Origin of the sequence: Rummeliibacillus sp. NPDC094406 (assembly GCF_044763875.1) — a bacterium.
GTDB lineage: Bacteria > Bacillota > Bacilli > Bacillales_A > Planococcaceae > Rummeliibacillus.
The window spans coordinates 16846-40353 of record NZ_JBIWGZ010000012.1; the positions used below are offsets into that span (position 1 = coordinate 16846).

21 protein-coding genes and 2 tRNA genes are annotated in these 23508 nt (G+C 36.4%); 20 read left to right on the forward strand and 3 right to left on the reverse strand.

Annotated features, from left to right (window positions below; translation table 11 throughout):
- The first annotated feature begins 354 nt into the window (after positions 1 to 354).
- The 8 genes from spoVG to spoVT all read left to right on the forward strand — a co-directional run bounded on the left by spoVG (position 355) and on the right by spoVT (position 9421).
- On the forward strand, positions 355 to 642 hold the full coding sequence (gene spoVG / locus ACIQ4I_RS20205; protein ID WP_397536739.1) for a septation regulator SpoVG: 288 nt from the start codon (positions 355 to 357) through the stop codon (positions 640 to 642).
- A 403-nt stretch (positions 643 to 1045) separates the two neighbouring features.
- Entirely contained in the window at positions 1046 to 2416 is a 1371-nt protein-coding gene (gene glmU / locus ACIQ4I_RS20210) for a bifunctional UDP-N-acetylglucosamine diphosphorylase/glucosamine-1-phosphate N-acetyltransferase GlmU (RefSeq protein WP_403099461.1), read from the forward strand.
- Between the two features lie 23 nt (positions 2417 to 2439).
- Positions 2440 to 3399 carry a ribose-phosphate diphosphokinase gene (locus ACIQ4I_RS20215; protein ID WP_403099463.1) on the forward strand — a complete coding sequence of 320 codons (960 nt, stop codon included), beginning with the start codon at positions 2440 to 2442 and terminating at the stop codon, positions 3397 to 3399.
- Positions 3400 to 3573: 174 nt separating this feature from the next.
- The gene (locus ACIQ4I_RS20220; RefSeq protein WP_403099465.1) at positions 3574 to 4173 is read left to right on the forward strand and encodes a 50S ribosomal protein L25/general stress protein Ctc; all 600 of its coding nucleotides are present in this window, start codon (positions 3574 to 3576) and stop codon (positions 4171 to 4173) included.
- A gap of 169 nt (positions 4174 to 4342) precedes the next feature.
- Positions 4343 to 4900, forward strand: a complete 558-nt coding sequence (gene pth / locus ACIQ4I_RS20225; protein ID WP_403099466.1) for an aminoacyl-tRNA hydrolase — start codon at positions 4343 to 4345, stop codon at positions 4898 to 4900.
- Between the two features lie 59 nt (positions 4901 to 4959).
- Entirely contained in the window at positions 4960 to 5187 is a 228-nt protein-coding gene (locus ACIQ4I_RS20230; RefSeq protein ID WP_397536744.1) for an anti-sigma-F factor Fin, read from the forward strand.
- 86 nt (positions 5188 to 5273) lie between these two features.
- Complete coding sequence (gene mfd, locus ACIQ4I_RS20235) at positions 5274 to 8798, forward strand: transcription-repair coupling factor (protein ID WP_403099468.1); 3525 nt, start codon at positions 5274 to 5276, stop codon at positions 8796 to 8798.
- Positions 8799 to 8884: 86 nt separating this feature from the next.
- Complete coding sequence (spoVT, locus tag ACIQ4I_RS20240; RefSeq protein WP_397536746.1) at positions 8885 to 9421, forward strand: stage V sporulation protein T; 537 nt, start codon at positions 8885 to 8887, stop codon at positions 9419 to 9421.
- A 54-nt stretch (positions 9422 to 9475) separates the two neighbouring features.
- Here spoVT and ACIQ4I_RS20245 read toward each other — a convergent pair whose 3' ends face one another.
- Positions 9476 to 9823, reverse strand: a complete 348-nt coding sequence (locus ACIQ4I_RS20245) for a hypothetical protein (RefSeq protein WP_403099471.1) — start codon at positions 9821 to 9823, stop codon at positions 9476 to 9478.
- A 242-nt stretch (positions 9824 to 10065) separates the two neighbouring features.
- Between ACIQ4I_RS20245 and ACIQ4I_RS20250 the strand changes: the two genes are divergently transcribed.
- From ACIQ4I_RS20250 to ACIQ4I_RS20280, 7 genes are all read left to right on the forward strand, one after another.
- The gene (locus tag ACIQ4I_RS20250; protein WP_403099473.1) at positions 10066 to 11682 is read left to right on the forward strand and encodes a putative polysaccharide biosynthesis protein; all 1617 of its coding nucleotides are present in this window, start codon (positions 10066 to 10068) and stop codon (positions 11680 to 11682) included.
- 19 nt (positions 11683 to 11701) lie between these two features.
- Positions 11702 to 13156, forward strand: a complete 1455-nt coding sequence (gene yabN / locus ACIQ4I_RS20255) for a bifunctional methyltransferase/pyrophosphohydrolase YabN (protein WP_403099475.1) — start codon at positions 11702 to 11704, stop codon at positions 13154 to 13156.
- Positions 13157 to 13173: 17 nt separating this feature from the next.
- Positions 13174 to 13464 (forward strand): RNA-binding S4 domain-containing protein, encoded by a 291-nt coding sequence (locus ACIQ4I_RS20260; protein ID WP_403099477.1) that lies wholly within the window; start codon positions 13174 to 13176, stop codon positions 13462 to 13464.
- A 182-nt stretch (positions 13465 to 13646) separates the two neighbouring features.
- Entirely contained in the window at positions 13647 to 13946 is a 300-nt protein-coding gene (yabP, locus tag ACIQ4I_RS20265) for a sporulation protein YabP (protein WP_102693370.1), read from the forward strand.
- Positions 13943 to 14401 (forward strand): spore cortex biosynthesis protein YabQ, encoded by a 459-nt coding sequence (yabQ, locus tag ACIQ4I_RS20270; protein ID WP_403099480.1) that lies wholly within the window; start codon positions 13943 to 13945, stop codon positions 14399 to 14401. Before yabP ends, yabQ begins: the two co-directional genes overlap by 4 nt.
- Positions 14402 to 14477: 76 nt before the next feature.
- Positions 14478 to 14894 (forward strand): FtsB family cell division protein, encoded by a 417-nt coding sequence (locus ACIQ4I_RS20275; protein ID WP_403099483.1) that lies wholly within the window; start codon positions 14478 to 14480, stop codon positions 14892 to 14894.
- A 114-nt stretch (positions 14895 to 15008) separates the two neighbouring features.
- Positions 15009 to 15443 (forward strand): S1 domain-containing RNA-binding protein, encoded by a 435-nt coding sequence (locus tag ACIQ4I_RS20280; protein WP_403099485.1) that lies wholly within the window; start codon positions 15009 to 15011, stop codon positions 15441 to 15443.
- A gap of 248 nt (positions 15444 to 15691) precedes the next feature.
- Here ACIQ4I_RS20280 and ACIQ4I_RS20285 read toward each other — a convergent pair.
- Both ACIQ4I_RS20285 and ACIQ4I_RS20290 read right to left on the reverse strand, forming a co-directional pair.
- Positions 15692 to 15763 (reverse strand) — tRNA-Glu (locus tag ACIQ4I_RS20285).
- Between the two features lie 44 nt (positions 15764 to 15807).
- Positions 15808 to 15881, reverse strand: a tRNA-Met gene (locus ACIQ4I_RS20290).
- 183 nt (positions 15882 to 16064) lie between these two features.
- Here ACIQ4I_RS20290 and ACIQ4I_RS20295 point away from each other — a divergent pair.
- The 5 genes from ACIQ4I_RS20295 (at position 16065) to ACIQ4I_RS20315 (ending at position 23505) form a co-directional block, all read left to right on the forward strand.
- Positions 16065 to 18473 carry a SpoIIE family protein phosphatase gene (locus ACIQ4I_RS20295; protein WP_403099488.1) on the forward strand — a complete coding sequence of 803 codons (2409 nt, stop codon included), beginning with the start codon at positions 16065 to 16067 and terminating at the stop codon, positions 18471 to 18473.
- Positions 18474 to 18488: 15 nt separating this feature from the next.
- Positions 18489 to 19901, forward strand: coding sequence for a tRNA lysidine(34) synthetase TilS (tilS, locus tag ACIQ4I_RS20300; protein WP_403099490.1), 1413 nt, complete (start codon positions 18489 to 18491; stop codon positions 19899 to 19901).
- Positions 19902 to 19931: 30 nt separating this feature from the next.
- Entirely contained in the window at positions 19932 to 20474 is a 543-nt protein-coding gene (gene hpt, locus ACIQ4I_RS20305) for a hypoxanthine phosphoribosyltransferase (RefSeq protein WP_397536756.1), read from the forward strand.
- 129 nt (positions 20475 to 20603) lie between these two features.
- Positions 20604 to 22628 (forward strand): ATP-dependent zinc metalloprotease FtsH, encoded by a 2025-nt coding sequence (ftsH, locus tag ACIQ4I_RS20310; RefSeq protein ID WP_403099492.1) that lies wholly within the window; start codon positions 20604 to 20606, stop codon positions 22626 to 22628.
- Between the two features lie 112 nt (positions 22629 to 22740).
- Positions 22741 to 23505 carry a type III pantothenate kinase gene (locus tag ACIQ4I_RS20315; RefSeq protein WP_403099493.1) on the forward strand — a complete coding sequence of 255 codons (765 nt, stop codon included), beginning with the start codon at positions 22741 to 22743 and terminating at the stop codon, positions 23503 to 23505.
- The last annotated feature ends 3 nt before the right edge of the window (positions 23506 to 23508 follow it).

The following is a 23508-nucleotide window of genomic DNA, read 5'->3' on the forward strand; positions in this document are numbered from 1 at the left end:
ATAGTTATTGTGCATGCACTTTGGATAAAAAATGAATTGTAGCTATTAATAAAGTTTAGTTTAAAACTAGAACGTACTTTTTAAGCCTTCATCGCTACTTTAAGGCACGAATCGGGAGTGTCTACCTATTTGATGAACAAGAAGATGAGATGACTTATATCGAGTTGCTAGATAGAAATAAAGCAGAGACTGCTCGTCCAAAGTGTCTGTTTTGTAAAATTTTCTCTACAAAAATGAAAATTATTTTTTAAATTTTTAAAAAATTGTTTAAAATTAAGAAGGAAATAGTTATACTTTTCTTGAATATATGTAAATAGATTCTAATTAAGCATCAAGATGAGAGGTGGTGAAAAAATGGAAGTAACAGATGTGAGACTTCGCCGTGTAGAGACTGATGGCCGTATGCGTGCCATTGCTTCCATCACACTGGACAACGAATTCGTCGTGCACGATATCCGTGTCATTGATGGAAATACTGGCTTGTTTGTAGCAATGCCAAGTAAACGAACGCCAGATGGTGAGTTCCGTGATATTGCACACCCAATTAATTCGGGCACACGATCAAAGATTCAAGAATCTGTATTAGCAGCATATGCTGATTCTAGTGAGGAAGAAACACAAGTACTTGAGGAAAAAGCATAATAAGACTTGAAACAGGAGCCATTCAATAATTGAAGCAGGCTCTTTTTTCTATGTCTAAAAATCTAAAAATTATAAATCATATAGAAAGCAATCAATTTATATTAAATTTCACTAAGGAAGATAGAGTGAACTCTTTTGCCAGGGGATTTTTTAAAAATTCATAGCATAAATCAAAATAAATGGAATGTATAGAAAAATAGAGTTAATGGAGAAGATTAAAGAGTAAAATAATATTGATTATTATTACTTAAAAGGAGAAAATTTCAATTTTATTGGTAGAAAAGAAAAGAAATTATATAATAAATGTTTTATCGTTGTTTTGTCAAGCTACAAACTCTTGAAAATTAATTAAATTTGCTTTATAGTCTAAAGAGAAAATCTGCTTAAATGGAGGACTTGCGAAATGACGAATATTTATGCCGTAATTTTGGCTGCCGGCCAAGGCACGCGTATGAAGTCCAAATTATATAAAGTTCTTCATCCAGTTTGTGGCAAGCCAATGGTTGAACATGTAGTAGACCATATTCAAGAATTGAATACAGAACGTATTGTGACTGTTGTTGGTCACGGTGCTGAAAGGGTTCAAGAGCAATTGAAAGATAAAAGTGAATATGTGTTGCAAGCTGAACAATTAGGGACAGCTCATGCAGTTCAACAAGCGGAGCCACTTCTTGGTGATTTAGAAGGCACTACAATTGTGATTTGTGGCGATACACCATTGATTCGTCCCGAAACAATGAAAGCGCTATATGAATATCACGAGGCAAATCAGGCAAAAGCAACGATTTTAACGGCAATAGCCGAAGACCCTAAAGGTTACGGTCGTATTTTACGTAGGGATGATGGTCAGGTAGCCCAAATCGTCGAACAAAAAGACGCAACACCTGAACAACAAAAAGTAACCGAAATCAACACAGGCACATACTGCTTTAATAACAAGGCATTATTTGCTGCGTTGAAACTAGTCAACAATGATAATGCACAAGGTGAATATTATTTACCAGATGTGATTGAAATTTTGCAAAAACAAGGTGAAGTTGTAGCAGCATATGTTACAGAAAACTTTTCCGAAACACTTGGTGTAAACGATCGAATTGCTTTATCTCAAGCAGAAAGCATCATGCGTAACCGTATTAACGAAAATCATATGCGTAATGGCGTTACAATTATTAACCCTGAAAACACATATATTAGCGTTGAAACAACGATTGGTCGTGATACAGTTATTCAACCAGGTGTGATGATTGAAGGCGCTTCTGTCATCGGTGAAGATTGTTTAATAGGACCTAATAGTCAAATTCAGAATAGCCAAATTGGTAATCGTACTTCAGTGCATTCCTCTGTAGTCGAAGATAGCCAAATTGGAGATGACGTTGCTATTGGCCCGTTTGCGCATATACGTCCAGCATCTAATGTGGGTAATCGTGCGAAAGTTGGTAATTTTGTAGAATTGAAAAAAACGACACTTGGCGAAGGTAGTAAAGCCTCACACCTAACTTATTTAGGAGATGCGACAGTAGGTACTGACGTCAATATTGGTTGTGGCACAATTACTGTAAACTATGATGGTAAAAATAAATACCAAACAGTAATTGAAGATCATGCTTTTGTTGGATGTAATGCTAATTTAATAGCTCCTGTCACAATAGGCAAAAAATCATTTGTCGCTGCTGGCTCAACTGTTACAGATGATGTTCCAGACAATGCACTCGCTATCGGACGTTCTCGACAAGAAAACAAAGAAAACTATGTTAACAAATTAAATTTAAAATAATTAAAAATTAACAGGAGGCCATCATGCCGTATCAATATGCTAACTCAAATTTAAAAATCTTTTCACTAAATTCAAACGAACCACTTGCAGCAGCAATCGCTAAAGAAGTAGGTGTAGAATTAGGGAAAAGTTCTGTAAAACACTTCAGTGATGGAGAAATTCAAATCAGTATTGAGGAAAGTATTCGTGGTTGTGACGTATTTATTGTTCAGTCAACATCAGCTCCAGTAAATGAAAATTTAATGGAACTACTTATTATGGTTGATGCTGTAAAACGTGCCTCTGCACGTACAGTAAACGTAGTAATGCCTTATTATGGCTATGCTCGTCAAGACCGTAAAGCACGCTCACGTGAACCAATTACGGCAAAATTAGTGGCAAACCTATTAGAAACTGCTGGTGCAACTCGCGTAGTTGTTCTTGACTTACATGCACCGCAAATCCAAGGTTTCTTCGATATTCTAATTGATCACCTAATGGGTGTGCCATTGTTATCTGATCACTTCAAACAAAAAGGCTTCAATCCAGAAGATGTTGTAGTTGTATCTCCTGACCATGGTGGCGTAACACGTGCTCGTAAAATGGCTGAACGTTTAAAAACACCAATTGCTATTATCGATAAACGTCGTCCAAAACCAAACGTGGCAGAAGTTATGAATATCGTAGGTAATGTTGATGGAAAAGTTTGTATCTTAATTGATGATATCATTGATACGGCAGGTACAATCACAATTGGTGCTGAAGCTCTTGTAAAAAGCGGAGCAAAAGAAGTCTACGCTTGCTGCACACATCCTGTATTATCAGGCCCAGCAATTGAACGTATTGAAAACTCTGTGATAAAAGAATTAGTTGTTACAAACTCAATTCAATTACCGGAAGAAAAGAAATCACCAAAAATAAAAGAATTATCAGTTGCTACATTACTTGCTGATGCAATCGTTCGTATTTACGAAAACAAATCTGTAAGTAAATTATTTGATTAATTTTTAATAATAGTTTAGCTCCACATCTATTTAGGATGTGGAGCTTTTTATATAAAAGTAGAAGCGGCTCTTGTAATTAGATAAATCTAAAGTTATTAAAATGTTTCATTCTTAAGATAAATGGACACATTGTGTAATGTGGTTATTTTATTTTTGGAAGGAGACATAAAATTTATGATTACTGTAGTTCATGCAAATAAACGTGAGGTCGGAAAACGGTCTGTAATGTCAGCCTTAAGAAAGAATGGTTTTGTACCGGCCGTAGTATACGGCTATCAGATTGAGTCAACACCAATCGCAATTAATGCAAGAGAGTTTGAAAAGACGTTACGTAAGGATGGAAAAAACGCTATTGTCACTCTAGATATTGAAGGTAAGGAAATCAAAGCAGTGATAAAAGATATACAAAGAGACTCTTTAAAAGACAAGCTCGTGCATTTAGACTTTTTAGAGGTTAATATGTCAGCGTTAATTACAGTTGAAGTTCCTGTCATTGTAAAGGGGCGAGCAATAGGTGTAATAGATGGGGGTATTTTACAGCAGCCAAATCGCATGCTAAAGTTAAGTACAAAGCCCTCTGATATTCCAGAAAATATTAAAGTAGATGTTTCTAATTTAGCAATTGGTGACACATTAACAATTGGTGATATCCGAGATCAGGTTAATTATAAAATTGCATCAAGTGATAGTATTACATTAGTGACAATCTCTGTTCCAGTGATAGAAATAGAGCTAGAATCGTCAAGCGTAACAGATGCAGATAAAGCAGTATAATCAATTGATGCTAGACTATAAAAGAAATTTGAAAAATCGTATAGGGGCTTACGTTTCTTTATAGAGACGTAAGTTTTTTAATTCTATCTAGCTAGGGGCGCTATTTTTTCTAATTTTCAAAGCATATGTTAAAATAACAGTGATTAGTTAGAAAAGGAAGATGCCAAATATGAAACTAATTATTGGTCTAGGAAACCCAGGAAGAGAATATGAACATACACACCACAATGTGGGATTTGATACAATTGATTGCTTAGCTGAAAAATGGGGCATTACTTTAAATCAACAAAAATTTAATGCCATGTATGGAATGACTCACCGCCCAGAAGGTAAAGTACTGTTGATGAAGCCTCTTACATATATGAATCTATCCGGTGAATCAGTTCGCCCAATGATGGATTACTATGATATCGATGTAGAGGATATCGTTGTTATTTATGATGATTTGGATTTAGAAAAAGGTAAATTACGTCTTCGCCAAAAAGGTAGTGCAGGTGGTCATAATGGCATTAAATCATTGATTCAACATATTGGGACACAAAACTTTAACCGTATTCGTGTAGGCATTAGTCGTCCGCCAGCGGGTATGAAAGTACCCGATTATGTGCTTTCTAGATTTTCAAAAGAAGAACAGCCTTTAATGCAAGAATCATTTGCTCGTGCTTCAGATGCTTGTGAATATTGGTTAGAGAAACCATTTGCAGAAGTAATGAATCGTTTCAACTAATTTCTGAAGCATAAAAGAGGTCAAAGCTGTCTATACTTTTTATAAAGGGAGGCATGCTTATGGCTATTCGTTACAGATGTCGTCATTGCAACACGGAAATAGGCGTATTGCCATTTGATTCTGAAGATAGTATTCGTAAACTTCATCAACTAAATGAACAAGATGCTAAAGAATTTATCCGTCATGAGCAAAATGGTGATACAACGGTAGATAGTATTTGCGAACATTGCGAAGACTCGCTGAAGAAATTCCCAAATTATTATGCGTTAAAAAATTGGTTACAGTAAAACGCTTTGGCGCATTATGCGTCCAAGGCCTTTTTCTGTACATTGAATGATCTATAGCATTTATTTGCTAACGAAGGGAGGCCATTATGGAAATATTACGTCAATTATTATCTCAAGATACGCACGTGAAAAGATTGTTAGATGATATAAAAAGTGGTCAAGAAGAACAATTAATTACTGGTCTTTCAGGTAGTGCTAGACCAGCCTTTTTAGACGCTGTTTATGCTTATATAAATAAACCTATTTACATAATTTCACCCAATTTATTGCAAGCACAGAAGATGTTTGATGATTTAGTGAAACTTGTTGGTGAAGATTATGTTCACTATTATCCAGCAGATGAGTTTATAGCTGCGGATATGTCAATTGCAAGTCCAGAGCTAAGAGCGCAACGTATAGAGACATTAGACCATATGTTACACCAGCAAAAAGGGATATACATTATCCCTATTGCTGGTATGCGCAAAATGATGGCACCAAAAGAGGAATGGCTAACATTACATCTCAATGTTGCTATCGGTGAAGAAATCAATGTAGAAGAATGGCTTCAAAAATTGGTGATAATGGGTTATACCAGAAGTCAAATGGTCACAACACCTGGTGAGTTTGCTTTACGCGGTGGTATTTTGGATATTTATCCTCCGTATGTTGAGAATCCTATACGTATTGAATTATTTGATACAGAAGTAGATTCTATTCGTACATTTTCAGCTGATAATCAGCGCTCGATTGGAAAATTAGATAAGCTTCATATTTTACCGGCATCTGAATTTGTGTTAACGAAAGATCAACGTCTAAAGTTAGCACAAAAACTAGAAGGCGCTTTAGCTGATAGTTTAAAAAAGGTGAAAAAGAAGGAAGTTCAGGAACAACTATATCAACATGTTCAAGCCGATATAGAGTTACTAAAACAAGGTGAATTACCAGAGTTTACGAATCGCTACGGTTCATTACTATACGATCGTCCAGCATTCTTGGGAGATTACTTTGCTCAAGATGGGCTTGTTGTTTATGACGAGCTTGGGCGAATTCAAGAAGTGATGGAAGCTTGGGAAAAGGAAGAGAAAGAATGGTTTTTATCTTTACTTGAAGAAGGGAAAATGGTACATGCAGCAAATCCTTCTTTTTCATTAAAAGAGATTATAGCGATGATTCATCTTCCATCTATCTATTTTGCGTTATTTGCAAGAGCATTTGCAGGTATTCGTTTTAAGAAGACGACAAGTTTTTCTTGTAAACCTATGCAACATTTCCATGGACAAATGCCATTGCTCAAAAATGAAGTAGAACGTTGGCAATTAGGGAAATTCACCGTTCTTTTTGTAACAGAAGATGAAGAGCGACTAACAACGATTCAAACTACTTTAGAAGATTACGATATTCATATACAAATTGGCGAACCAAAGGCAGAAGGTATTTTCGCAATTACTGGTAAATTAACTGCAGGTTTTGAGTTACCTTTACAACGTTTAGCGATTGTTACTGAGGAAGAACTTTTCAAGCAAAAACCAAAGAAAAAAAGCCGCCCTCAAAAAATGACAAATGCAGAACGGATTAAAAGTTACACAGAAATAAAACCTGGCGATTATGTTGTGCATGTTCACCATGGTATAGGGAAGTATATAGGTATTGAAACACTTGACGTCAATGGTAAACATAAAGATTATTTGCACATCCGGTATCGTGCAGATGATAAACTATATGTTCCTGTTGATCAAATTGATTTAATCCAAAAGTATGTCGGCTCAGAAGATAAAGAACCAAAGCTTCATAAACTTGGTGGAACAGAGTGGAAAAAAGCCAAAAGTAAGGTATCATCAGCAGTTCAAGATATTGCAGATGATCTTATAAAATTATATGCAAAGCGTGAAGCAGAAAAAGGATTTGCCTTTTCTCCTGATGGGGATGAGCAACGTGCTTTTGAGGAAGCCTTCGCCTATGAAGAAACAGAAGATCAATTACGTACAATTCAAGAAGTAAAGATTGATATGGAAAAAGAGCGCCCAATGGATCGTCTTGTTTGTGGTGATGTAGGTTATGGAAAAACAGAAGTAGCCATTCGAGGTGCATTTAAAGCAATTATGGATGGTAAACAAGTAGCTTTTTTAGTACCAACAACCATCTTGGCTCAGCAACACTTCGAAACGCTCCAAGAGAGATTTCAAGATCAAGCGGTTACAATTGGCTTATTAAGCCGTTTCCGCACTCGTAAACAACAAAATGAGACGCTGAAGGGGTTAAAGGATGGTACAGTCGATATTGTTGTCGGCACACATCGCCTATTATCAAAAGACGTTGTATATAAAAATCTTGGACTACTCGTGGTCGATGAAGAACAACGTTTCGGTGTAACACATAAGGAAAAGATTAAACAGTTAAAGACGAATGTCGATGTATTGACATTAACAGCCACTCCTATTCCACGTACATTGCATATGTCGATGGTCGGTGTGCGAGACTTATCTGTAATTGAGACACCACCTGCAGATCGTTTCCCGGTGCAAACGTATGTCATGGAACATAATGGAGCATTAGTACGTGAAGCGATTGAACGCGAAATGTCACGAGGTGGGCAAATCTTCTATTTACACAATCGTGTTGAGGATATGGCTCGTAAAGTTGATGAAATTCAAATGCTTGTGCCGGATGCACGAATTGGTTTTGCCCATGGTCGAATGTCAGAGTCTGAATTAGAATCTGTTATTCTACGATTTTTGGACGGAGAATATGACGTTTTAGTCACGACTACTATTATTGAAACAGGTATTGATATTCCAAATGTGAATACGTTGATTGTTAATAATGCAGATCGTATGGGACTATCACAGCTTTATCAGTTGCGTGGACGTGTTGGACGGTCAAATCGTGTTGCATATGCTTATTTCATGTACCAACGAGATAAGGTGCTAACTGAGGTTGCAGAACAAAGATTACAAGCCGTAAAAGAATTCACAGAGCTTGGATCTGGTTTTAAAATTGCGATGCGGGATTTATCCATTCGTGGAGCAGGAAATTTACTAGGCTCTCAACAACATGGCTTTATTGATTCTGTAGGTTTCGATTTATATTCTCAAATGCTAGAAGAGGCAATTGCTGAACGCCAAACAGGTGTGAAAAAAGAAGAAGAAAAAGATATCGAAATTTTACTTCCGTATGATGCCTATATCCCAGATGCTTATATAACAGATGGCTATCAAAAAATTCAAATGTATAAGCGCATTAAGGGAATGGATGAAGAGGAAGATTACGCTGAAATTATCGAGGAATTACATGATCGCTTTGGAGATTTACCAATTGAAACAGAACGTTTATTACGTATAGCACGTATTAAAGTTTGGGCTAAAAAAGTTGGAGTTGAGTCGATTAAGACCAAAAATAAAATCATTACGATTGATATTTCAGAAGATGGGACTGCGAACCTCGATGGCGGGAAAATTGTTTCAGAATCAATGCAATTTGGCCGTGCAGTGGGATTCCAATTAGAAGGGCAGAGACTTATATTAACAATTGATGAGAAAAAGGCAGAAAAGCAATTGCCATTTGATATTTTAGAGTCATTGCTGAAATTACTACCTAATGCAATACGGGAAAAAGTAGAGATAAAAGACTAATAATTGTCATGTATAATTTATATTTGGTTGAACCATACTAGCGACAAGTACTATTATGAAAATTTGTCGAAAGTGAGGCAACACGAATGAAAGCGACAGGCATTGTACGTCGAATCGATGATTTAGGACGTGTAGTAATCCCGAAAGAGATCCGAAGAACTTTACGCATTCGTGAAGGTGATCCGTTAGAAATATTTACTGATCGCGAAGGCGAAATTATATTAAAGAAATACTCTCCTATTAATGAATTAAGTGATTTTGCCCTTTCGTATGTAGACACATTATTTGAAACTTTAGGTACAAGTGCACTTATTAGTGATCGAGATGAAATTATTGCTGTAGCGGGTGTATCGAAAAAGGAGTATATGCACCGCCAGATATCTTCCTTCGCTGAAGATTGTATTTTACAGCGTACGATTATCGTTGAAAAACATGAAAACTCCATAGAAATCGTACCAGGCCAAATTGAACAAATCAAATCCTATTGTATTGCACCGATTGTTGTTGCAGGGGATGCAATAGGAGCTGTCTACATCTTATCGAAGATGCATTTTATTGGTGATACAGAGCAAAAAGTAGCGGAGACAGCAGCGCATTTTTTGGCAAAGCAAATGGAAGATTAATGACAAAAGACCATTCGACTGTTGATATGATCAATAGTGAATGGCCTTTTTGCTTTATAATCTGTATTTTTTAAGATGAATTGATCTGAATTGAGAAGAAACATTGAGGTAGTCTAACATCTCCTTTGTAGTGTTTGTAGAAGAAGTAGGAATTTGTGATGGCTTTTCAGAATCAGGAAGTAAGGGTTGTTCATTGATCCGTGTTTCAAAGATTAAAACCTTCGTGCCATCCTCTTTTAAAAGATATTTACGAACAAAGCCATTTTTCCTTTCCGTAATAATACGTGGTGATTTGTTTTTTAACCTTTTTTCTATTTGTAAATAACTCTCTTGAGTTAAAGGAGATTGTTTAAACTGTGCTGTATTTTGAAATGTATTTATTTTTGAGACGGAAACCTTCATGAAAACCCTCCTTTGACCTATTTGTTATAATAATTATCGTCAATATTCCAGAAAAATGAATTAAAGGAAACATATACTTGAGGTGAATTATGTGTTCTTTTTAATTTTTTCTGGGTACGAGCTTCTAAGGTCGATTTGCTGGCATAAAAGATGGGAGACGTTTCGACGATAGGGGTAATATGCTATACTGTTGTCAATTATTCGTGTTGTATTTGATGAATTTTACAGGAAAGAGGATTATCATGTCCGAAAAATGGGGGATGAAAGTTTATTTAAAGGGAGTTGCATTACTCACAGTAGCAGCTCTTTTTGTGAAGGTATTGAGCATGGTTTACCGTGTGCCATTTCAAAATCTAGTTGGAGACCATGGTTTTTATATTTACCAGCAAGTATATCCCTTTGTAGCTTTATTTGTTACGTGGACATCTAGTGGTATAGCTGTAGCCATCTCCAAAATGCTCGCTGATTTAGACGAAAGTAATAAGCGTGCCGAGCGAAGTGCTATGCTACGTATTATATTTCACTTTCTAACTTTGCTATCAATGGTGTGTTTTGTGATCTTGTATTTTGGTGCACCGCTTTTTGCACATTTGATGGGTGACCCCAAACTCGCAGGGCTTCTTAAAATCGGTGCGTTTGTTGTATTTTGTATGCCACTATTAGCTATTTATAAGGGGCTATTTCAATCTACAGGCATTATGCAACCGGTTGCTTATGCACAGGTAGTTGAACAAACTGTTAGAGTGGCTGTTATTTTAGGTGGTACATGGGCCATCATGTCAACAACAGAATCTTTATATGGTGCAGGGAAAATAGCAGTCTTAGGAACGGTTGTAGGAGAGATTGCAGGCATTCTTTTATTAGCATGGTATATGAAAAAGCATTCATCTTTTGGTGCAAAATATAACCGAGAAGTAAAAATAAGTCTAGCAAAATGGCCAATAATTAAAAAGTTAATGGTATTAAGTATCAGTGTAAGTATGAGTAGTTTAGTACTGCTAGTATTTCAATTAGTCGATTCATTTACTATATACAGTGCATTGCAGGAGTTGGGGTTATCGTCATTAAAGGCAATGGAAACGAAAGGAATATATGATCGGGGACAGCCGTTAGTACAGGTTGGACTTGTCGTTGCCTCTTCTCTTTCTCTTGCAATTGTCCCCCTTGTAGCACATGCATCAAAACGAGACGATGGCAGAAATGCCGATCGATTTATCCAGCTCACATATCGTACATCTCTATTATTTGGAATAGCTGCTACAGTAGGATTAATACTGGTTATGCCAAATATAAATACAGCCCTTTTTGAGAATGCAGATTTATCAAATGTATTATCTGTATTTGTATTTCAAATTGTTTGGCTATCATTAATTATGACATTAACGGCAATGTTACAAGGGTTAGATCGATTAAAAATACCGGCATTACTAATAGTAGTAGGGATCATTGCCAAAATGCTTTGTAATAAATTATTTATTCTAAAATTTGGTATTATTGGAGCCGCGTGGGCTGGGAATTTAGGACTTTTTATGACGACGATGGGGCTTATAAGTTACTTTAAAAGAGTGAAAAATATCCATCTATCAACAACCCGTTTTTATAGTGGCGCGGCGCTCGCTACGCTCGCGATGGTATTATTTGTTGTACTATTTACGATGTTCGTAGAACCAATGTTTTTCCCTTCCTTATCGGGGCGCGTGCGAGCGTTGATTCTATGCGTTTTGAAAGCGGGAATTGGTGCTTTTGTATTTTTGACAATGCTCGCAAAGTTAAATATTTTATCTGTTAGAGATTGGTATTTACTTCCCTTAGGGCGTCGTATGGCTAGTTATCAGCTTTGGATCAATCGAAAAAAATAAATAAAAATAGGTGAAGAATATGCATCAACTTACAGTCATTGGATTAGGCGCAGGAGATTTTGAACAACTTCCGATAGGCGTCTATCGAAAATTAAAGCAAGCAAAGAAGATATGTGTTCGTACAAAAGAACATGCAGTATTAAACGAATTGGCAAAAGAGGGCATTGAATTCGAAAGCTTTGATGCAATCTATGAAAAACATAATGATTTTCTCCCTGTTTACGAAGAAATCGTCACAACATTACTAAATTATATAGAAACAGAAGATATAATATATGCTGTTCCAGGGCACCCTTTAATGGCTGAAATGACAGTTCAACTGCTTATTCAAGCAGAAAAAGAAGGGAAGGTTCAGCTCAAAATTGAAGGTGGTCAAAGTTTCTTAGATGCTATTTTTGGTGCTCTTCGAATTGACCCAATCGATGGTTTTGAACTGGTCAACGGTACCACGTTCTCGATACATGAAGTGAATATGTATAATCATCTATTAATCGCACAAGTATATGATCAATTTAGTGCTTCTGAAGTGAAACTTACACTATTAGAAAAATACCACCCAGACTATCCAGTGACAATCGTGACAGCAGCGGGCTCAAAAGATGAATTCGTCCGTACTGTACCACTACATGAATTAGATCATGTTACAGAAATTAATAATTTAACAACGGTGTATGTTCCGCCTATTAAAGATAAAGAAGATGCTCTGCGTGAATGGTCGACATTCCGCGACATTATTTCTATTTTACGAAGCCCAGAAGGTTGTCCATGGGATCGTGAGCAAACTCACGAAAGCTTAAAACGTTATATGTTGGAAGAAGTCCATGAATTCTTACAAGCTATTGATGAACAAGATGATGAGCATATGATTGAAGAACTTGGTGATGTGTTGTTACAGGTCTTCTTACATGCTCAAATTGCAGAGGATTCAGGATACTGGAATTTAGAAGATATCCTAGAGGGGGTTGCAGGCAAAATGATTCGCCGTCACCCACACGTTTTTAGTGATGTAAAGGTAAATAGTGTAGAAGATGTTAATGCAAATTGGGAAAAAATAAAGAAAAAAGAACATCAAAATGATGACAATTACGAACCTCTATTAAAAGGTGAATATCGTGCGACATCTTCGCTACAAACATCTTATAACTATCAACGTAGAGCAGCAAAAGTAGGTTTTGAATGGCCAGATGTTGAAGGAGTTTGGGATAAAGTAGAAGAAGAGTGGCATGAGTTCCGTCAAGAAGTAAAAAACGGAACACCAGAGACAAGACTTGATGAATTTGGTGATGTATTATTTACACTAGTAAACTTAGCACGCGTATATAAAATTTCAGCAGAAGATGCAATGATTCATGCAAATGCTAAATTTGCTAAGAGATTCGGCTATGTCGAACAACAAGTTATGGCAGGTCACAAAGATTTTAAAGACTATTCATTTGAAGAACTAGATCAATTTTGGCAAGAATCTAAACAATAAGAAAAGAGGTTACTTATATGAGATTAGATAAATTTTTGAAAATTTCTCGATTGATAAAGCGCCGCACTCTAGCAAAAGAAGTAGCAGATCAAGGTCGTATTACGATCAACGGTAAAGTAGTAAAAGCAAGCAGTGCGGTTAAAGTAGGCGATGAGCTAGCAATTCGCTTTGGTCAAAAAATAGTAACTGTACGTGTTGAAGAATTAAAAGAAATAGTACGTAAAGAAGACGCTGCTAAAATGTTTACAATCTTAAAAGAAGAAAAGCTAGATAGAGTTGAGCCCCAATTTATTGATGATGAAGAATAATGTTATTTCTATCAAGCGATATTATGCAATAGAAAAAACATATGTGATAGATAAACTTGAAACATCTTACTTCTGATTATAAAATCACTATCAAAATTATTGATAGTGATTTTATTTTTTCTCTCATATTAAGGAATGTCCAAGCATATAGTTAATAGACAGGACAAGGAGGGGGAAAGAAAATGACATTTCAACAAGATAATGCGACTTATACAATTCCAACAGGAGATCATTTACTAACGGTACGAAATCGTAAAAGAATGGATGTTACATCTGTAAAATCAATTGAACGCTTTGATCAAGAGGAGTTTTTTGTACTCACCTCTCAAGGGCATTTACAGATTCGTGGAGAAGATTTAAGAATTGTACATTTAGATGTAGATAAAGGGTTGCTCACGTTAGAAGGTACAGTGAAAAACCTTCAATATGATGAAGAGGAAAGTGGACTATCCCGTGGTATCTTGCATAAATTATTTGGATGACAGTTTCTGAACAATTCCTTAGTATAACAGTACTAATTACTAGTGGTGTTATAGGAGCTGCTTGTATTGATTTGGTACGAACATTAAGTCATTATGCGCCACCGAAATCTTTACGGCGAAAAGGCTACATCATATTTGAGTTATCTACATGGATTCTATTAGGAATTAGCACATTTTCATTATTAATGATTGTAAGAGATGGAGAATGGCATTTTGTTGACTTTCTCTCTCAATTGTTAGGATTTTGTCTTTACCAATTGTTTTTACAAAGGTTCTTCCGTTTTATAGGAAGACTTGTAGACACTTTAGTAATACGGCCTATAGGGTTTATATTACATTTGTTTGTGAGTCTTATAAGACAAATCATTCGATTACTTTTTGCTATTTACAGAATTATTACGTATCCTATTTTCATTGTTACAAAAAAAGTCAAAAAGTTGACTCTTAAAAAATAGGAAAAAGTTAGGTATAATAGGTTCGATATGTAAATATTTATGATCGTACAAAATCTACTCAAGGGAGGGTACCCGCATGCCAATAACAACTAAACGACAATATGAAAAAACTACTCCAATGCCTACAGATTACACAAAAACTGAAACACACAGAAAACAGGTAAACCGAAATCGTAAGATAGGCTTATATCGTCGCCTAACATGTATGACACTAGTATTTGTTCTAATTGCAGGTTCCCTTGTATTCATGTTGATTAAACAAAAACATACATTAGCGGAAAAGGAACAGCAAAAAGTTGAGCTTCAACATGATTTAGCAAAACAAAAAGAAAACAAAGAAAACTTGAATATTCAAATTGCTAAATTAAAAGATGATGACTACATCGCTAAGCTTGCACGTAAGGATTTATTCTTATCTGAGGATGGGGAAATTATTTTTTCAATTCCAAAAACTTCCGAAAAAGATAAGAAAAAAACAGATTCAAAAGAGTAGTCTTATTGACACTCTTTTTTTGTTGGCTATAATAAAGGTAAGAATCACTCAAGTTTTACAAATTGATTATTAGACTTATAAGTCGCTTAAATTTTAAGGAGGAGCATTTTTTTTATGTCAATTGAAGTAGGCAGCAAGGTACAAGGTAAAGTAACAGGTATCACAAATTTTGGAGCATTCGTGGAGCTGCCAAATGGCTCAACAGGTCTTGTTCATATTAGCGAGGTTGCTGACAACTATGTTAAAGATATTAATGAACATTTGAAAGTAGGAGACATGGTTGAAGTAAAGGTTATGAATGTTGAAGCTGACGGTAAAATTGGTTTATCAATCCGTAAAGCAAAACCTCAAGCAGAACGACCAGAACGACCAGAACGTCCTCAACGTTCGCGCAACAACAACCATCGTTCAAATGATCGTGGCGGTCAACCAAAAGAAAACTTTGAACAAAAAATGGCGCGCTTCTTAAAAGATAGTGAAGATCGCCTTACAACATTAAAGCGTGCACAAGATTCTAAACGTGGTGGCCGTGGCGCAAGAAGAGGATAACTTGCTGGCTATTTTAATCGTAGAAAAAGTGTTTTATTAATATTTGATAGGTTGTCATATAAGTGTAGAAAAACACTTATATGACAACCTTTTTTCTTTATGGGGATTTTATATAGAAAGGCTTTTATCGGTGCACTTCATCGCTAGCTTGTCGCAAGAGAACCAGTGCTCATAGTCTGTATTAGAGTTCATTTTCAAAATATCGACAAATAAAAAGAAACTCTCCTAATGGAGAGTTTCTTTTTTGATGACCCCTACGAGATTCGAACTCGTGTTACCGCCGTGAAAGGGCGGTGTCTTAACCGCTTGACCAAGGGGCCGAATATAAGTGGCCCAAACAATTGGCCTGCTACTATAAAAGATATGGCGGCAGAGGGGATCGAACCCCCGACCTCACGGGTATGAACCGTACGCTCTAGCCAGCTGAGCTACGCCGCCTTCGTGAACAACATAATACATAATACAAGAGAATATTATAAGGTGTCAAGCGATTTTTGTTAAAAAACTATGGTCTATGTGATTTATCGTCGAACGATTTTTATTAAACCCTTCACAAACAGACAAACTTTACACAACTTTCCAGTTATACTATCAGAAATGTATAATGGAGGTTTTGTTACTATGAGAAAAGCGTTCATACAACCAAATAAACTATCAATCCCAAAAGTATCTTTGAATTTGAAACAACAATATCCTGTAATCTTTGCTGTGACATTATGTTTCGCTGCTTTTTTCTTATCAAAGGCCGTACTTTTTGAAGCGATTGTTCCATTTTTTTTACCAACAATGGCCATCATATTTATCAATCATCGAGATTATTTTATATGGACGCTCATTGGTGGAGTTATTGGGAGTATTACATTAGGTTTTGGAGAATTGACCATTCATCTAATTGAATTGCTTCTCTTTAGTCTCTTTATGAAAACTTTTATTCGTAAATGGCCAATTGCAATTTTAGTAGGTGTGTCAGTGTTTTTAACGCAAATTGGATGGCAAATGATTTCTTATCATGGAGAGCCTCCAACGTTAATTCTATTATATGTTGGTTATGAAAGTATATTATCCATATTTATGACTTTATTTTTAATGCAGTTATTTTTACCGATGCCAGCTTTATGGACAGCTTCATGGTCTTTAGAAAGAATGGGCGCAGCTTTAATTGTTTTGGCGACAATGTTAACCGCAACGAATAACGTCGTTTGGAATGTGTTGTCACCTACTTATATAGCGTTACAGTTCATAATATTAGGATCTGCGTATGTAGGGGGCGCAACGCTATCTACTGCCATTGCCGTTTTGATGGGGACAATCATTAGTTTATCTCATTTATCCTTTAGTGGAATGATTGCTGTTTATGCGTTAACAGGATTATGCGCAGGTGTGTGTAAAAAGTTAGGACGTTTTGGAATTGTGTTAGGTAGTAGTATTGCAACTGCATTTTTTGCACTTTATGATGCTACTTTGCCAATTGATAAAACCTACTTTTCGGCCTTAGGGGTTGCTACTCTTCTATTTCTTACTATGCCTAAAACTTGGTTAATGTATTGGCAACGTCAATTATATCCGAATCATGAAGAAGTATTATTAGAAAGGCAGAGGTGGCTTACAGAAAAGGTGACGATGAAATTAACCAATTTTAATGATTTTGTTATTTTTATGAAGGAACTTGTCAATGATCGTTTTGGTGTGACTGAAAAACAGTTAACAGATGATGTAGAAGCGAGGCCACTGTCACCGTGCGAAAGTTGTTATCAATTTGAAAGATGTTGGGGAGCTGATAAAAATGAAATGGAGCCACTAATGCAACAATGGTTAATGGCACAAGCAGCCGGCCATAATGCTTCTAAGTTACAATATGATGATAAAATCCGTTATAAATGTGTTCGCTCTGCATTGTTTTTAAATGCTTTAGCTGAATTTGTTTCTAAACAGCAACTAAGTGGCCAGTTCCAACACGGTAAGAAAATGATTGCATTACAGTTAAAGGATATGTCTACACATATTGATAGTGTTATGAAGGATATGACGAACGATACGGTTTCATTTCAACAACAGGAAGACCAATTAGCAAATCGCTTTGAAGAAATTGGTATTGATTTTTTCCAAATTGATATTTTAACCAATGACCCCGGCAATAGAAAAATAGTATGTTGCATACCATATAAGAAAACGCAATGGGAAACAGACCAGATGGTTGCAGAAAGATTGATTCTTCCAGCTTTGCAGGAAGTCTTTAAAGAGCCTTTTGAAATTCATCAAACAGTAAAGAAAACAAAGCCATACGCACATCTGCAAATCACCTTCCGATCTGCTATACGATTTACAATGCAATATGATGTATTATCCATTTCAAAGAATAATACGATGTATTCAGGAGATTCGCATGCTATATTTTCTCTTAATCCAGGATTAACAGCAATTATGTTATCTGATGGAATGGGACATAATAAACGAGCGCATAAAGAAAGTAGGAAACTCATTCGTCTTATGCGTGAATGTTTGCATCATCAAATGTCTCCCGAAACAGCAATGCATACATTGCATTATGTTATGTCACTAAAGCAAGAGGAAGAAATGTATGCAACGATGGACTTTGCTTTAGTTGATTTGCAACACGGCAAACTATGGTCATGGAAGGCTGGAAGTATGGCAACATATTTAGTGAGAGGAAGAGAAGTGACAAGAGTAGAAAGTGCCAGTGAACCATTCGGATTATTCACTTCCTTTTCGGTAGAGGCCGAACAAAGAAGTTTGAAGGCAGGGGATATTATTTTCATGTGTACAGATGGTCTATTCTTTGAGGATATGCCATGGGATCAACAAGAAAAGCTACTTCGCAATAGTTTATTACAGCATAGAAGCCTCCCGATCCAGGAGATTTGTCCGCAAATCTTGAATACTTTCCGTAATGATGACCAGCCGATTGATGACTGTACAATCGTATGTGTCGAAGTCCAACATAAAACCGTAGATTGGTCATTATTTAAGCCTACTTTTCAAGAAATTTCCCAGGAAAGAATGGTAAAATAGTGTTGAGGTGAGAAGATGACTAAACTCGAACCAAAAGTATATGAATATATACAACAATATGAGCTGTGTCGTGCTGGAGATCGTCTTCTTGTAGCTTGTTCTGCTGGAGCTGATTCAATGGCTTTGCTGCATTATTTACATCGAGAACAGCAGCACTTGGGTGTTTCAGTTGCTGCTGTACATGTGAATCATATGCTACGTGGGGAAGATGCTGCTGGGGATCGACGTTATGTGGAATCATTCTGCAAGGAACACAATATTCCGGTGTATGCCATTAATATTTCGATCCCAGCTATTTTAGAAGCGGAACGTGGTAATATGCAGGCTGTTTGTCGAAGAGAGCGATATGCTTACTTTGAACAAGTGATGGTAGAATCTAACAGCACAAAATTAGTGGTAGCACATCATGCTGACGATCAAATTGAAAGTGTTTTAATGAATTTAGTTCGTGGATCACATAATATTGGAATACAAGGCATCAAACGTCGCCGTCCGTTTGCAAATGGTGAATTGATTCGCCCATTTCTATCTATAACAAGAGCAGATATTCTAGAATATCTGCAAGACTTCGACCAGGGCTATAGAGAGGATTACTCAAACCAAAAGGATTCCTACACACGAAACCGTATGAGACATCATGTTGTTCCACTTTTGAGAGATGAAAACCCAAAAGTAGCGGAAGCAGTGATGCATTATACAGAAAAAGTACAAGCTGATGAGGAGTTATTACAATCATTAGCTGAAAAAGCATTAGAGGATGTTTTAGTTGAAAAACAACGTGATTTGTGGAAAATTAATATAAATTCATTCCAACATAAACCACTTGCTTTACAAAGAAGAATCATTCTACTACTATTAAAATATCTTTATAAAGATACAATCATTATACAAAGTTACACCCTTTGGAATTCCATTTTAAAACTGACGCAAACAACAGATGGTAATGCAACAATTGATTTGCCAAAAGGAGCTAAAGCAATTCGTCAATATGATGAATTAATCCTTATAAAAACAGCAGTAAATTCGTCAAAGCTGGTATCTACAATAATAAAATTTGAACATTGGACGAATTTATCGAATAATTTACGTATTTATATAGGAAGAGTAGATGGCGATATTCCACAAGATACAACATCTCAAGCTAAAAGCTATTTTGTAAACGCAACAAGTTTTGCTCAACCACTACATATTCGTGGCAGAATGGATGGAGATCGCATACAATTGCTTGGAGCAAATGTACAAAAGCGAATTTCTCGTCTTTTTATCGACGATAAAGTTCCATTGGCGCTTAGAGAAGATTGGCCAATTATTGTAACAAATGATAATGAGGTCATAGCCGTCCCAGGGCTCCGTGTAAGTAGCTATTTTTCTAATAGCAAACGATTGACAGATGATATAATATTTATTGTCGATCAACAAACTTTGTAGTGTCTATATACAATCAAGGAGGAACTAAATATGCTTCAGAAAGACATTGAAAATGTATTAATTTCAGAGGAAGAGTTACAAAATAAGATTAAAGAGCTTGGGGAATCTCTAACTTTAGAATACCAAGATAAATTTCCGTTATTGATTGGTGTACTTAAAGGTGCAATGCCATTTATGGCTGATCTGATGAAACGAATCGACGCTTATGTTGAAATCGATTTTATGGATGTAACAAGCTATGGTAATGCGACTGTTTCATCTGGAGAGGTGAAAATAGTTAAAGACTTAAACACAAGCGTAGAAGGTCGCGACATCATTATCATTGAAGATATTATTGATAGTGGTTTAACTTTAAGCTATCTTGTAGATTTATTTAAATATCGTAAAGCGAAGTCTATTAAAATTGTTACATTATTAGACAAACCATCTGGTCGTAAAGTGGACCTACAAGCAGATTATGTAGGTTTTGAAGTTCCAGATGCTTTTGTAGTAGGTTATGGTTTAGACTACGCAGAGAAATATCGCAACTTACCATATATTGGTGTTCTGAAACCGGCGGTATACTCATTCTAAGAGTAATGTTTAAATTTAGACAATTTTATAAGGAAACATCTTGAATAAAAGGCTTTTCATTGTACGACTAAATGTTCATATGTTAAGATTTACTATAGTTTTTCTGTTTATCTTGTGAGGAGGCTGGGGATGAATCGAATATTTCGATACACCATATTTTATTTATTAATTTTCCTCGTGATTATCGGGATCTTTGGGACGTTTAATAATGCGAACCAACCTACGAAAGAGATACAATATCACGAGTTCATTACTGCATTAGAAAATGGCAAAGTAACTGAGGCTGTGATTCAACCAGATCAGTTAGTCTATGTCGTAAAAGGTAAGATGGAGGGATACAAAAAGGGCGAATCATTCGTTACTAATATTCCTCGTGATGACCAAGAGTTGATGAATAAGATTACTGCTGCTGCTAAAGGCAATTCGAAAATCAACTTCTTAAAAGCTCCAGAAACGAGTGGGTGGATTCAATTCTTTACTGGGATTATTCCATTTATCGTCATCTTCATCCTGTTCTTCTTCTTGTTGAATCAGGCTCAAGGCGGCGGTAATCGTATGATGAGCTTTGGTAAAAGTAAAGCGAAACTGTATGACGATCAAAAGAAAAAAGTTCGTTTTACAGATGTAGCTGGTGCCGATGAAGAAAAGCAAGAACTTGTAGAGGTTGTAGAATTCTTAAAAGACCATACAAAATTTTCTGAAATCGGAGCTCGTATTCCAAAAGGGATCCTATTAGTAGGACCTCCAGGTACAGGTAAAACTTTATTGGCTCGAGCAGTAGCTGGTGAAGCTGGCGTACCATTCTTCTCAATCAGTGGTTCTGATTTTGTTGAAATGTTCGTCGGTGTTGGTGCTTCTCGTGTACGTGACTTATTTGAAAACGCTAAGAAAAATGCTCCATGTATCATCTTCATCGATGAAATCGATGCAGTTGGTCGTCAACGTGGTGCAGGCTTAGGTGGCGGTCATGATGAACGTGAACAAACATTAAACCAATTACTTGTTGAAATGGATGGTTTCGGTGCAAACGAAGGTATTATTATCATCGCTGCAACTAACCGCCCAGACATATTAGACCCTGCATTATTACGTCCAGGTCGTTTTGACAGACAAATTACTGTAGGTCGTCCAGATGTAAAAGGCCGTGAAGCTGTACTTAAAGTGCATGCTCGTAAAAAACCGTTAGATGAAACAGTAGACTTAAAAGCAATTGCTCAACGTACACCGGGATTCTCTGGTGCAGATTTAGAAAACTTATTAAACGAAGCAGCGCTCGTTGCAGCTCGTGAAAATAAGAAGAAAATTGATATGGGCGATATTGATGAAGCAACAGACCGCGTTATTGCAGGTGTTGCGAAAACAAGTCGAGTCATTTCTGAAAAAGAACGTAATATTGTTGCATTCCATGAAGCTGGTCACGTAGTGGTTGGTTTAACACTAGATGAAGCTGAAAAAGTGCATAAAGTAACAATTGTTCCTCGTGGTCAAGCTGGCGGTTACGCGGTTATGCTTCCAAAAGAAGATCGTTACTTTATGACAAAACCTGAACTTCTTGATAAAGTATCAGGTTTACTTGGTGGACGTGTAGCTGAAGATATCGTCTTTGGTGAAGTTTCAACAGGTGCTCATAATGACTTCCAACGTGTTACAAGTATTGTTCGCTCTATGGTTACCGAATATGGTATGAGTGACAAACTTGGACAATTGCAATTTGGCTCTAGCCAAGGTGGCAATGTATTCTTAGGGCGTGATTTGAACTCTGAACAAAATTACTCAGATCGAATCGCTTATGAAATTGACCAAGAAATGCAACGAATGGTTAAAGAACAATACGAACGTACAAGAAAAATTTTGACAGAACGTCGTGATCTTCTAAATCTAATTGCAACAACTTTACTTGACGTTGAAACTTTAGATGCTGAACAAATCGAACACTTGGAGAAATATGGTAAACTTCCTGAACGCGCTTATGAGAAAAAGAATCATAAAGCAGGAAATGAAACCGATGCTGAAGTAACTGAATCTACTGATGCCAATGTTGTTCAAGAAACAAAAGTAGATGTATTAGGCACGGCTGATCCAACAGTTAGGGATCTACCTAATGATTCTGATGGTGAACAACGAGACGGTGGCATTCAAGAAGAACGCAAATAAATACAAAATAAAAGTCTGGCCCCTCACATTGTGTAAGGTGGTCAGCTTTTTTTTATTCATGCATATATGTTATGATTCATGGAGAAATTGCATATAAGTGAGGATATATTTCATGATTTTAGTGATGGATGTAGGAAATACGAATATTTCAATAGGGGTATATAATACCGATCGGCTTGAGCATCATTGGCGTTTGAAAACAGATCCTCAAAAAACAGAAGATGAGTATGCTATGCAGATTAAAACACTGTTTATGCATGCGGCTTTATCTTTTGAGGATGTGCGTGGTATTATAATTTCTTCAGTAGTGCCACCAATCATGTTTTCATTAGAAACAATGTGTCGAAAATACTTTTCAATTGAACCTGTAGTAGTTGGGCCAGGAGTAAAAACGGGGCTCAATATTAAGTGTGAAAACCCAAGAGAAATTGGAGCTGATCGAATTGTAAATGCGGTTGCGGCCATTCATGAATATGGAACGCCACTTATTGTTGTTGATTTTGGGACAGCAACAACCTATTGCTATATCGATGAAAACAGCAACTATATGGGAGGGGCAATTGCTCCAGGAATTTCAATCTCAATGGAGGCGCTTTTTACGAAAGCTTCTAAACTGCCGAGAGTTGAAATTACGAGACCCCAAAGTGTTATTGGCAAAAATACAGTGTCATCAATGCAAGCGGGTATCGTTTATGGGTATGTCGGACAAGTAGAAGGAATTGTACAGCGTATGCGTGAACAAAGTAAAGAAGATCCACTAGTTGTTGCGACGGGCGGTTTGGCAAATATGATTGCAAAAGAGTCAAAGATAATCGATATTGTTGACCCGTTTTTAACTTTAAAAGGATTACATTTAATTTATAAAAGAAATCATTAGGAA